Below are 12,129 nucleotides of genomic sequence, written 5' to 3'. Positions count from 1 at the left end.
CCCTAACGGCCGGGCTCACTCCCCGTTCTGGCGCAGCGCCTCGCTGATCTGGGTCGCGATCTGGCACACGAGGTCCCCGTGCAGGCGCCCGGGCTGGCGGGTGAGGCGTTCGATCGGCCCGGAGATGGACACCGCGGCAATCACGCGGCCCGAAGGCCCGCGCACCGGGGCGGAGACCGAGGCGACGCCGGGCTCGCGTTCACCCAGGCTCTGGGCCCAGCCGCGGCGGCGCACCCCGGCCAGGATGGTGGGGGTGAAGCGGGCGTTCTGCAGGCCGTCGAGCAGCCGCTCGTGGTCCTCCCACGCCAGCAGCACCTGCGCGGCGGATCCCGCCCGCATGGACAGCTGGGTGCCCACGGGGATGGTGTCCCGCAGGCCCACCGGGCGTTCGGCCGAGGCCACGCAGACCCGCGAGTCGCCCTGCCGGCGGAACACCTGGGAGCTCTCGCCGGTGGCGTCGCGCAGCTGGATCAGCAGCGGCCCGGCGGCCGCGATCAGCCGGTCCTCGCCCGCGGCCGAGGCCAGCTCCACCAGCCGGCTGCCCAACACGAAGCGCCCGTGGACGTCCTTGCCGACCAGCCGGTGGTGGACCAGCGCCTGCGCCAGCCTGTGCACGGTGGGCCGGGACAGCCCGGTCGCGGCCACCAGCTGGGCCAGGGTGGTGGGGCCGGCCTCGAGCGCGTCGAGGACCGCGGCCGCCTTGTCGATGACGCCTACGCCACTTGAGTTGTCCATAAAATGATACTTCCGTCTCATTATGTGAGATGCAAGTCGGGAAGCTGGATTTCCCGGGCGGTGCGGTGTTTCAGTGGATAAGTCGTGGGAAACCGTCAGGGAAGGAGCCGGCAATGGCCGCTCAGGAGTCAGCGCGGACGCTGGCCGAAAAGGTGTGGGACGCGCACGTCGTGCGCAAGGGCGAGGGCGAGGGGGCGGCACGCCAGCCGGACCTGATCTACATCGACCTGCACCTGGTGCACGAGGTTACCAGCCCGCAGGCGTTCGAGGGCCTGCGCCTGACCGGCCGCCCCGTCCGCCGCCTGGACCTCACGATCGCCACCGAGGACCACAACACCCCGACGCTGGACATCGACAAGCCGATCGCGGACCCGACCAGCCGCAAGCAGATCGAGACGCTGCGCGCCAACTGCGCCGAGTTCGGGGTGCGCCTGCATTCCCTCGGCGACAAGGAGCAGGGCATCGTCCACGTGGTGGGCCCGCAGCTCGGACTGACCCAGCCGGGCACGACCGTGGTCTGCGGCGATTCGCACACCTCCACGCACGGCGCCTTCGGTGCGCTGGCGATGGGCATCGGCACCTCCGAGGTGGAGCACGTGCTGGCCACCCAGACGCTGTCGCTGAAGCCGTTCAAGACCATGGCCATCAACGTCGAGGGCACCCTGAAGCCGGGCGTGACCGCCAAGGACATCATCCTCGCCGTGATCGCCAAGATCGGCACCGGCGGCGGCCAGGGCTACGTCCTGGAGTACCGCGGCTCCGCGATCCGCGCGCTGTCCATGGAGGCGCGCATGACCATCTGCAACATGTCGATCGAGGCCGGCGCCCGCGCCGGCATGGTCGCCCCGGACCAGACCACCTTCGACTACCTCCAGGGCCGCCCGCACGCCCCGGTTGGCGCGGACTGGGACGCCGCCGTCGAGTACTGGAAGACCCTGCACACCGACGACGACGCCGTGTTCGACGCCGAGGTCTCCCTCGACGCCGACGAGCTGGAGCCGTTCGTCACCTGGGGCACCAACCCCGGCCAGGGCGTGTCGCTCTCCTCGGCCGTCCCCGCCCCGGAGGACTTCGCCGACGAGAACGAGCGCGCCGCCTGCGAGCGTGCCCTCGAGTACATGGGCCTGCAGGCCCGCACCCCGATGAAGGACATCCGGGTGGACACCGTCTTCCTGGGCTCGTGCACCAACAGCCGCATGGAGGACCTGCGGTCCGCCGCCGAGATCGTCAAGGGCCGCCAGAAGGACCCCAACGTGCGCATGATCGTGGTCCCGGGCTCGGCCCGCGTCCGCCTCGAGGCCGAGGCCGAGGGCCTGGACCGGATCTTCACCGACTTCGGCGCCGAGTGGCGCTTCGCCGGCTGCTCGATGTGCCTGGGCATGAACCCGGACCAGCTCGCCGAGGGAGAGCGCTGCGCCTCCACCTCGAACCGCAACTTCGAGGGCCGGCAGGGCAAGGGCGGGCGCACCCACCTGGTCTCGCCGGTGGTCGCCGCGGCCACCGCCGTGCGCGGCACGCTCAGCTCCCCGTCCGACCTGCCCGTCCCCGTCAACGCCTAGGGAGGCCCCGCCATGGAGAAGTTCACCACCCACACCGGCACCGGCGTCCCGCTGCGCCAGTCCAACGTGGACACCGACCAGATCATCCCCGCCGTCTACCTCAAGCGCATCACGCGCACCGGTTTCGAGGACGCGCTCTTCGCCGGCTGGCGCAAGGACCCGGCCTTCATCCTGAACCAGGAGCCGTACGCGGCCGGCTCGGTGCTGGTCGCCGGCCCCGACTTCGGCACCGGGTCCTCCCGCGAGCACGCCGTGTGGGCCCTGAAGGACTACGGCTTCAAGGCCGTGCTCTCCTCCCGCTTCGCCGACATCTTCCGCGGCAACTCGGGCAAACAGGGCCTGGTGGCGGCGCAGGTCGACCAGGCCGACATCGAGCTGATCTGGAAGGAGCTCGAGAACCACCCGGGCACCCAGGTCACCGTCGACCTGCGGTCGCGCACGGTCACCTGCGGCGCCATCCACGCCCCGTTCGAGATCGACGACTACACCCGCTGGCGGCTGCTCGAAGGCCTGGACGACATCGGCCTGACGCTGCAGCAGGAGGACGCGATTTCCGCCTACGAGGCGGGCCGCCCGAGCTGGAAGCCGGCCACGCTGCCCGCCAAGCCGTAGCGTCCGCCACCGCCACCGCACAGCCCCCGGCCATGCCGGGGGCTGTATGCTTACTAGGAATCCCCGGCGCTTTTCGGGGCCAGTCAATCGTGAGGTTTTTTATCCATGGGCAAAGTCCTGACTATCCACGGCGGCGTGCCGCTCAAGGGAACAGTGACAGTCAGGGGCGCCAAGAATTTGGTGCCGAAAGCCATGGTCGCGGCACTGCTCGGCGACGGGCCGTCCCTGTTGCGCAGCGTCCCCGAAATCAGGGATGTGGAGATTGTCACCAGCCTGCTGACCCTCCACGGCGTGAAGGTGGACAAGGACCCGGACACCGGTGACCTGACGCTGGATCCGCAGGGCGCAAAGACCGCCCCCTCCAACGCGATCGATGCGCATGCGGGCGACTCCCGCATCCCGATCCTCTTCTGCGGGCCCCTCATCCACGCCATCGGGGAGGCGTTCATTCCCGACCTCGGCGGCTGCCGCATCGGCGACCGCCCCATCGATTACCACCTGAACGTGCTGCGCAGCTTCGGGGCCGTGGTGGACAAGCGCCCCGGCGGCATTGCGATCTCCGCGCCCGGCGGGCTCAAGGGAGCCAAGCTGGAGCTGCCGTACCCGTCGGTGGGGGCCACCGAGCAGGTGCTGCTGACAGCGGTGCGGGCCGAAGGCATCACCGAGCTCAAGGGCGCCGCCGTCGAACCCGAGATCATGGACCTGATCGCGCTGCTGCAGAAGATGGGCGCCATCATCACCGTCCAGACCGACCGCGTCATCCGCATCGAGGGCGTGAGCCACCTCTCCGGCTACAACCACAAGGCCCTTCCGGACCGCAACGAGGCCGCCTCCTGGGCCTCCGCCGCCCTGGTCACCCGCGGCGACATCTACGTCGAGGGCGCCGACCAGCAGGACCTGACCGCGTTCCTGAACACCTACCGCAAGATCGGCGGCGCGTTCGAGGTCGACGACGCCGGCATCCGCTTCTTCCACCCGGGCGGCCCGCTCAAGCCGCTGGTGCTGGAGACCGACGTCCACCCGGGTTTCATGACCGACTGGCAGCAGCCGCTCGTGGTCGCGCTGACCCAGGCCGAGGGCGTGTCGATCGTGCACGAGACCGTGTACGAGAACCGCTTCGGCTTCACCGAGGCCCTGGTCCGCATGGGCGCCACCATCCAGCTGCACCGCGAGTGCCTGGGCGCCGTCCCGTGCCGCTTCGGCCAGCGCAACTTCCTGCACTCGGCCGTGGTCACCGGTCCGGCGCGGCTGAACGGGGCGGACATCGACATCCCGGACCTGCGCGGCGGCTTCTCCCACCTGATCGCCGCCCTCGCGGCCGAAGGCAGCAGCCGGGTCACCGGCATCGAACTGATCAACCGCGGCTACGAGCGTTTCCTCGACAAGCTCCAGGGGCTCGGGGCGCGCGTCGAGCTGACCGCGTAGGGAGCGATCGTGAGTGAATCGCTGGGTTCCCGCCTGACCTGGGGGATCGTCGCGGGCGCGGCCCGCCCGCTGCTGAACCTGCTGATCGGCAAGCGCCACGAGGGCTTCGGGAAGCTGCCCCAGGGCGGCTTCATCGCCTGCCCCAACCACGTGACGGAGTTCGATCCGCTCGTCGTGGGGCACGCGCTGTACAACCACGGGGCCCTGCCGCGCTTCATGGCCAAGGAATCGCTCTTCCGCATCCCCGTCGTCGGCGCCGTGCTGCGCGCGACCGGGCAGGTGCCGGTGGAGCGCTCCTCGGCCGGGGCCAACCGGTCGCTGGCGGCGGCCCGCACCCTGCTCGAATCCGGCGGGGCGATCATCGTCTACCCCGAGGGCACGCTGACCCGGGACCCGGACCTGTGGCCCATGCGCGGGCGCACCGGTGCCGCGCGGCTGGCCCTGCAGACCGGCGCGCCGGTGGTGCCGATCGCCCACTGGGGCGCCCAGGAGCTCTTCCCGCGCTACGCCAAGGGCCTCAAGCCGTTCCCGCGCAAGCACGTGCGCGTGGTGGTCGGTGACCCGGTGGACCTCTCCGACCTCGCCGGCGGCCCCATGACCCGCACCGTCCTGGAGGAGGCCACCAGCCGGATCATGGCGGCCCTGACGGCCCAGCTGGCCGAGATCCGCGGCGAGGAACCCCCGTTGTCCCTGTGGGACCCGGCCGAGCACGGCCAGGCCCACACCGGCCGCGACTTCCAGGCCAAGCCCGACGCCGGCACCGCGGCGGATCCGGCCGACGGCCAGGCCGCCCGGTGAGGACGGCACCGCGCAAGATCGCGGTCATGGGTGCCGGCAGTTGGGGCACCACCTTCGCCAAGGTCCTCGCCGACTCCGGCGCCGGCAGCGGCACCGAGGTCCAGCTGTGGGCGCGGCGCGCCGAGGCGGCCGCGGAAATCAACGGCCTGCACACCAACGCCCGCTACCTGGGCGGAACCGTGCTGCCGGAGAACATCACCGCGTCCACCGACTTCGCGGCCGTGCTGGCCGGGTCGGACGTGGTGGTGCTGGCCGTTCCGGCGCAGACCGTGCGCGAGCAACTGCGCTCCTTCAAGGCCGCGATGCCGGCCGGCGCCGTCGTCGTGTCCCTGATGAAGGGCCTCGAGCGCGGCACCGACGCGCGCATGAGCGAGATCATCCGGGAGGAGCTCGACTGGCCGCAGGACGCGATCGCCGTCGTCTCCGGACCCAACCTGGCCCTGGAGATCGCCCGGGAGGAGCCCACCGCCTCCGTGGTCGCCTGCACCGACCAGGAGACCGCCACCTGGATCGCGGAGGCCTGCACCCCCGAATACTTCCGCCCCTACACGAACACCGACCTGGTCGGCGTCGAAATCGGCGGCATCGTCAAGAACGTGATCGCGCTGGCCGTGGGCATCTGCGACGGCCGCGGCATGGGCGACAACACCAAGGCCTCCGTGATCACCCGCGGACTGGCCGAAACCACGCGCCTTGCGGTCGCCCTCGGCGGCCGCCTCGAAACCATGGCCGGGCTCGCCGGCCTCGGGGACCTGGTGGCGACCTGCTCGTCGCCGCTGTCCCGAAACAACACCGCCGGCCGGCTGCTCGGGCAGGGCCTGAGCCTGACCGAAGTCAACGAACGCATGACGCAGACCGCCGAGGGCATCAAGTCGGGTCAGGCCGTCCTGGATCTGGCGCACAGCCACGGCGTCGAGATGCCCATCACCGAGGCCGTCGTGATGGTCCTCGAGGGCACGCTGAGCGTCGACGCGATGGCAGCCCGACTGCTGGGCCGGCAGCTGAAATCCGAAGGGGAACTTGCATGACCGACAACCTGGCCCGCAAACCGCGGATCGCGCTGCTGTTCGGGGGACGCTCCTCGGAGCACTCCGTCAGCTGCGTCACCGCCGCCGGCGTGCTCCACGCGATCGACCGCGCCAAGTACGAGGTGGTCCCGGTCGGGATCAGCCGCGAGGGCGAATGGTCGCTGGTGGACGCGGACCACGAGCGCTGGTCCCTGGCCTCCGGCGCGGCGCCCGAGGTGCCCGCCGGCGCGGGAACGCTGCGCCTGGACGCCACCCGCGGATCGCGCGAACTGGTGGCCAACGACGCCGGCCACGCCGGCCGCAGCCTCGGCCCGGTGGACCTGGTCTTCCCGCTGCTGCACGGCCCGTTCGGCGAGGACGGCACCCTGCAGGGCCTGCTTGAGCTCGCCGACGTGCCCTACGTCGGCTCCGGCGTCTCCGCCAGCGCCATCGGCATGGACAAGCACTACATGAAGGTGGTCTTCGAGGCCGCCGGCTTCGAGGTCGGACCCTACGTGGTGATCACCGACAAGCAGTGGCACCGCGACCCGGAGGCCGCCCTGGCCACCGCCGCGGACCTGGCCTACCCGCTGTTCGTCAAACCCGCCCGCGCCGGCTCCTCCGTCGGGATCAGCCGCGTCGACGAGCCCTCCGGACTGCGCGCCGCCGTCGAGGCCGCCCGCGAACACGACCCGAAGGTGGTCATCGAGGCCGGGATCGCCGGACGCGAGATCGAGTGCGGCGTGCTGGAGGGACGCGGTTCCGACGCGCCGCGCACCTCGCTGCCGGGCGAGATCGCCGTGGCCCCGGGCGCGCACAGCTTCTACGACTTCGAGGCCAAGTACGTCGACGGCGGCGCCGCCGCCCTCAGCTGCCCGGCCGAGCTGCCGGACGCGGCCGTCGAGGAGGTCCGCCGCCTCGCCGCCCACGCGTTCGACGCCGTCGGCGCCGAGGGCCTCTCCCGCGTGGACTTCTTCTACACCCCGGACGGGCGCTGGGTGATCAACGAGATCAACACCATGCCCGGCTTCACCCCGGTGAGCATGTACCCGCAGATGTGGGCCAAGAGCGGCCTGGCCTACCCGGACCTGATCGACGAACTGATCTGGCTGGCGCTGCACCGCCGCACCGGGCTGCGCTAGGCAGGTTCCGGCTCAGGGCAGGTCCACCGACTTGTCGACGGTGGTGCAGCTGCCCTGGGCGGGGATCTTCGCGGCGGCGGTGGCCAGTTCGGCCAGCACCGTGCTGGAGGGGACCTGGTTCGGGTCGAAGAGGACCTCGGTGGCCGGGGTGCGCCCGTAGGTGGTCAGCGTCCAGGCCGGGTCGCCTTCCTTGGCCAGCCAGTCCACGCCGTTCACGCTCACGCACGGGTCGGTGGAGGGGCCGGGCACGGTGACGCCGCAGCGCAGCACCACCTGCGCCGGGTCGCCCCACGCCGCGGTGCCCTGGCTGTTCGTCTGGCGCCGGTCCAGGTCCGCGAGCACGTCCGGCAGGAGCACCATCATGGAGGCGCAGGCGGGGTTGGCGGCGTCGTCGGCGGGTTGGACGGCGGCGGTGGACGAGCATCCGGACAGGACGACGGCGGTGCCTGCGGCGAGCGCCGCCAGCACGGGACGAACGTGGTGAAACGGGGTTTGGGAACGCACCACAACACCTTACCGCCTGCCCGGCACGGCTAGGATGGGACTGAATGTCTCCTTCAGGAAGGGCCATGATGGCGCAGCACGAATTCGACGACTGGCTAGCGGGCGGTGCCCCGGCCAGGCGTCGGCGGCCGGTGCGCGCCCTGTTGGCGGCGGTGCTGGTGCTCGTGCTCCTGGCGGGCCTGGCGGTGGGGGGCTACCTGTTCGCACTGGCCCGCAGCTTCGAGTCCAAGACCGCCACCATTGCCCCGGCCTTCCCGGAAGAGGCGCTGCGCCCGGCGGCCAACGCCACCGGCGCCACGAACATCCTGCTGCTCGGCTCGGATTCGCGCGACACCGGCGGGACCTCCGCGACCGCCGCGGGCCTGCTCAACTCGGGGCGCTCGGACACCATGATGCTGGTGCACGTCCCCGGGGACGGCTCCGGTGTGTACGTCGCCTCGATCATGCGCGACACCTGGGTGGAGATCCCGGGCCACGGCAGCCACAAGATCAACGCGGCCTTCGCCTATGGGGGCGTGCCGCTGGCCGTGCTGAGCATCGAGACGCTGCTGGGCACCCGCATCGACCATGTCGCCGCCATCGACATGGAGGGGTTCAAGGGTCTCACCGACGCGCTCGGCGGCGTCGAGGTCGACGTCCCGGTGGCCTTCGACGCCAGCCAGCTCAAGGGCCACCACTTCGCCGAGGGCAGGCAGCCCATGAACGGCGAGCAGGCCCTGGCGTTCGTGCGCGAACGCAAGGCGTTCGCCGACGGGGACTACCAGCGCGTGCGCGACCAGCAGGTCTTCCTCAAGGCCCTGCTCGGTGAACTGACCTCCCGGGAGACCCTGACCAGCCCCGCCACGGTCTGGGACGCGGTGGGCCAGATCTCCCCGTACCTGGCGGTGGACGAATCGCTGGACGCCCTCGCGGCGGGCCGGGTGGGGCTCTCGATGGCCCGGACGCGCTCCGGGAACATGCACTTCTTCACGCTGCCCACCCTGGGCACGGGCCGCTCGGCCGACGGACAGTCGATCGTGCTGCCGGACACCGCGGCCATCGCCGCACTGGCCGGCGCGCTGGCGGAGGACGACGTCGCCGGGTTCGTCCAGGACCACGGGCTGTAGGCCGGAACGAAAGGGGCATACCCGCAGATGACGGCAAAAATCGCCACCGGAGCGTCCGCGGTGCTGGCCTGGCTCGACGGCACCGTCAGGCTCCTGGGCAACCACAGCGACCGGCTGGACGCCATCAACATCTTTCCGGTCGCCGACGGCGACACCGGCAGCAACCTCTACCTGACCGCGCGCACCGCGCACGACGCCGTCTCCATGCTCGACGCCGACGACCTGGGCGAACTGCTGGGGCTGGCCGGACGCGCCGGCATGGAGTCCGCGCGCGGGAACTCGGGCACCCTGCTGGCGGTCATGTTCGCCGGCTTCGCCGAACCCCTGCTGGGGCACCAGCGCCTGACCGGACAGCTCATCGCCGCCGGACTCGACCGGGCCCGCGTGCGCTCCTGGTCCGCACTGAGCGACCCGGTCCCGGGCACCATGCTCTCCATCATCGCCGAGGCCGCCGACGCGGCCGCCGAGACGGTGATGCACTCGAGGATCGAGCCCACCAGCCGCGCCGCCGTCGTCGAGGTGCTCGACGCCGTGTGCGCCGTCGCGCTTGGGGCCGTGGTGGCCACCGAAGCCCAGCTGGGACCGCTGGCGACGGCCCACGTGGTCGACGCCGGCGCCGTGGGCCTGCTGCTGACGCTGGACGCGCTGCGCGCGGCGGTGACGGGGGAGGCCTTCGACGACGACCGCTACGCCCCGCTGCACGGCTACGGCATCCAGGACCCGCACATCACCGCGAACGTGCGGCCCGAGTCCGGCGTCGAGGTCATGTGCACGATCGCGCTCTCGCCGCTGGAGGCCGCCACGCTGCGCGCCGAACTGGACGCGGTGGGGGAATCGGTCATCATGACCGCCGTCAACGAGACCGACGACGGGTACCGCTGGCGCGTGCACGTGCACGTGCCGCGCGAGGAAGACGCCCTCGAGGCCATCGGCCGGGCGGGCGAGCCGGTCAACGTCTCCGTCACCGACCTGTGCACCCATGAAGGCTGAGGACGCCGACCGCACCGCCTTCGGGCCCGGCACGCCGCTGGGCGCGGTCATCGGCAAGGACGCGTACAACAAGCTGCACAAGGGGTTCGGCTACGAGGTGGTCGGCGAGCTGCTGAACCACTTCCCCAACCGCTACCTGGAGGTCGGCGAACTCACCGCGATCGCCACGCTGCCGCTGGGGGAGGACGTCACGATCGTCGCCGAGGTGGACACCATCACGCAGCGCCGCATGCACACTCGGCGCGGCATGCTGGTGGAGGTCGTGGTCAAGGACGCCTTCGGACCCGAGCAGGCACACCTGCGGATGACGTTCTTCAACGGGTACCAGGCGCTCAAGGAGCTGCACACCGGCACCGTGGCGATGTTCAGCGGCCGGGTGACCCGCTACCGGGAGCACCTGGAACTGACCCACCCGCAGTACGCCGTGCTCGAATCCGCCGCCGACGCCGAGCCGCGTCCCATCCCCGTCTACCCCTCCACCGGCAAGCTCGCCAACGACGCGATCCGCAAGTCCGTCCTGCTGGCGCTCTCCGGCGTCGACGAGGCCGGCTGGCCGGACCCGATGCCCGCGGAACTGCTGCGCCGGCGCCGCCTGCTGGGCCGGGCCGCCGCCTACCAGGCCATCCACCATCCGCACCAGCTCCGCGACGCCCACCGGGCGCTGCGCCGCTTCCGCTACGACGAGGCCCTGCTGCTGCAGCTGGCCATCGCCCAGCGCCGCGCCCACCGGCGCGGCCAGCCGGCCGTGCCGCGCCCGCCCGCCGCCGGGGGGCTGCTGGAGCGCTTCGACGCGTGCCTGCCGTTCCAGCTCACTCCGGGCCAGCGCGCCACCGGGGCGGAGATCGCCGCGGACCTGGCCGGCACGCACCCGATGAACCGGCTGCTGCAGGGCGACGTCGGCTCCGGCAAGACGCTCGTGGCGCTGCGCGCCATGCTCCAGGTCATCGACGCCGGCGGGCAGGCGGCGCTGCTGGCCCCCACCGAGGTCCTCGCCGCCCAGCACCTCCAGTCCATCACCCGCGCGCTCGGCCCGCTGGCCGCCGCCGGAATGCTCGGCGGGGACGAGCACGCCACCCGGGTGGACCTGCTCACCGGGTCGATGACCGCCGCCCGGCGCAAGGAGGTGCTGCTGCGCGTGGCCTCGGGGGAAACCGGGATCGTGGTGGGCACGCACGCGCTGCTCTCCGAGCACCTCCAGTTCGCCGAGCTGGGGCTGGTGGTCGTGGACGAACAGCACCGCTTCGGCGTCGAACAGCGCGACACCCTGCGCGCCAAGGCCGGCGCCACCCCGCACATGCTGGTCATGACGGCCACCCCCATCCCGCGCACCGTGGCCATGACCGTCTTCGGCGACCTGGAGGTCAGCACCCTGGAGGGGCTCCCGGCCGGCCGCGCCCCAATCAACACGCACGTGGTCCCGCTGGCCAAGCCCAAGTACCGCACCCGGCTGTTCGAGCTCATGCGGGAGGAGGTCGCCCAGGGCCACCAGGTCTACGTGGTGGTGTCGCGGATCACCGAGACGGCCACGGAGGACGACGGCGGGCCCGCCGGGGCGGCCTCTCCCGCTGCGGACGGCGCCGCCGGTCGGGGCGGGGCCGACGGCCAGGGCGCCGCGGGGGCGGCCCCCGAGAAGATCCCGCGCGACACGGTCGAGGCGATGGCGGCCCGGCTGCGCGCGATGCCGCTGATGGAGGGGGTGCGCGTCGGGGAACTGCACGGTCGCCTGGCCTCGGAGGACAAGGCCCGCACCATGGCCGACTTCGAGGCCGGGCGGATCGACATCCTCGTCTCCACCACCGTGATCGAAGTCGGCGTGGACGTGCACAACGCCACGCTGATGGCCGTCGTCGACGCCGACGCGTTCGGCATCTCCCAGCTGCACCAGCTGCGCGGCCGGGTGGGCCGCGGCGGGCTGCACGGCACCTGCCTGCTGGCGACCTGGCTCGAGGAGGGGCACCCGTCGCGGGCGCGCCTGGACGCCGTCGCCGCGACCCGGGACGGCTTCGCGCTGGCGGAGGAGGACCTCAAGCAGCGCCGCGAGGGCGACATCCTCGGGTCCAGCCAGTCGGGGCGCAAATCCACGCTCAAGGTGCTACGCGTGATCCAGGACGCCGACCTGATCGCGGCCGCCCGCGAGGACGCCGAGGCGATCGTGGACGGACCCGGCGGACTGGAGGCGCACCCGGCGCTGGACCGCGCGGTGCGCGACTGGGTCGACGAAGACATGCAGGCCTTCCTGGAAAGGGGATAG

At 71.9% G+C, this 12,129-nt stretch carries 11 protein-coding genes; 9 read left to right on the top strand and 2 right to left on the bottom strand.

Annotated elements, in window-relative coordinates; translation table 11 throughout:
• Positions 1-15: 15 nt before the first annotated feature.
• Positions 16-735: an IclR family transcriptional regulator gene (locus tag ABD912_RS03020; RefSeq protein WP_345148370.1), complete on the bottom strand. Its 720-nt coding sequence runs from the start codon at positions 733-735 to the stop codon at positions 16-18.
• Positions 736-848: 113 nt separating this feature from the next.
• Here ABD912_RS03020 and leuC point away from each other — a divergent pair, with 113 nt between their 5' ends.
• From leuC to ABD912_RS02990, 6 genes are all read left to right on the top strand, one after another.
• Entirely contained in the window at positions 849-2,294 is a 1,446-nt protein-coding gene (gene leuC, locus ABD912_RS03015) for a 3-isopropylmalate dehydratase large subunit (protein ID WP_345148368.1), read from the top strand.
• A gap of 12 nt (positions 2,295-2,306) precedes the next feature.
• Positions 2,307-2,906: a 3-isopropylmalate dehydratase small subunit gene (leuD, locus tag ABD912_RS03010; protein ID WP_345148367.1), complete on the top strand. Its 600-nt coding sequence runs from the start codon at positions 2,307-2,309 to the stop codon at positions 2,904-2,906.
• 105 nt (positions 2,907-3,011) lie between these two features.
• Positions 3,012-4,331, top strand: coding sequence for a UDP-N-acetylglucosamine 1-carboxyvinyltransferase (gene murA, locus ABD912_RS03005; RefSeq protein ID WP_345148365.1), 1,320 nt, complete (start codon positions 3,012-3,014; stop codon positions 4,329-4,331).
• Positions 4,332-4,340: 9 nt separating this feature from the next.
• A complete protein-coding gene (locus ABD912_RS03000; RefSeq protein ID WP_345148363.1) occupies positions 4,341-5,129 on the top strand; it encodes a lysophospholipid acyltransferase family protein in 789 nt (262 codons plus the stop codon).
• 26 nt (positions 5,130-5,155) lie between these two features.
• Positions 5,156-6,157, top strand: coding sequence for an NAD(P)H-dependent glycerol-3-phosphate dehydrogenase (locus ABD912_RS02995; protein WP_425548026.1), 1,002 nt, complete (start codon positions 5,156-5,158; stop codon positions 6,155-6,157).
• Positions 6,154-7,278 carry a D-alanine--D-alanine ligase family protein gene (locus ABD912_RS02990; protein WP_345148361.1) on the top strand — a complete coding sequence of 375 codons (1,125 nt, stop codon included), beginning with the start codon at positions 6,154-6,156 and terminating at the stop codon, positions 7,276-7,278. The genes ABD912_RS02995 and ABD912_RS02990 overlap by 4 nt, the downstream gene beginning before the upstream one ends.
• A 12-nt stretch (positions 7,279-7,290) precedes the next feature.
• Here ABD912_RS02990 and ABD912_RS02985 read toward each other — a convergent pair whose 3' ends face one another.
• On the bottom strand, positions 7,291-7,782 hold the full coding sequence (locus ABD912_RS02985; RefSeq protein ID WP_425548013.1) for a DUF3515 domain-containing protein: 492 nt from the start codon (positions 7,780-7,782) through the stop codon (positions 7,291-7,293).
• 65 nt (positions 7,783-7,847) lie between these two features.
• Here ABD912_RS02985 and ABD912_RS02980 point away from each other — a divergent pair, with 65 nt between their 5' ends.
• From ABD912_RS02980 to ABD912_RS02970, 3 genes are read left to right on the top strand one after another with little or no spacing between them, the layout of a single operon-like run.
• On the top strand, positions 7,848-8,888 hold the full coding sequence (locus ABD912_RS02980; protein ID WP_345148360.1) for an LCP family protein: 1,041 nt from the start codon (positions 7,848-7,850) through the stop codon (positions 8,886-8,888).
• Positions 8,889-8,915: 27 nt separating this feature from the next.
• Positions 8,916-9,878 (top strand): DAK2 domain-containing protein, encoded by a 963-nt coding sequence (locus ABD912_RS02975; RefSeq protein WP_345148359.1) that lies wholly within the window; start codon positions 8,916-8,918, stop codon positions 9,876-9,878.
• On the top strand, positions 9,868-12,129 hold the full coding sequence (locus tag ABD912_RS02970) for an ATP-dependent DNA helicase RecG (protein ID WP_345148358.1): 2,262 nt from the start codon (positions 9,868-9,870) through the stop codon (positions 12,127-12,129). Before ABD912_RS02975 ends, ABD912_RS02970 begins: the two co-directional genes overlap by 11 nt.

Source organism: Arthrobacter ginkgonis, assembly GCF_039540195.1.
Lineage (GTDB): Bacteria > Actinomycetota > Actinomycetes > Actinomycetales > Micrococcaceae > Zafaria > Zafaria ginkgonis.
Note: the sequence above shows the minus strand (reverse complement) of the source record. Positions and strands in the feature narration are given on the sequence as shown.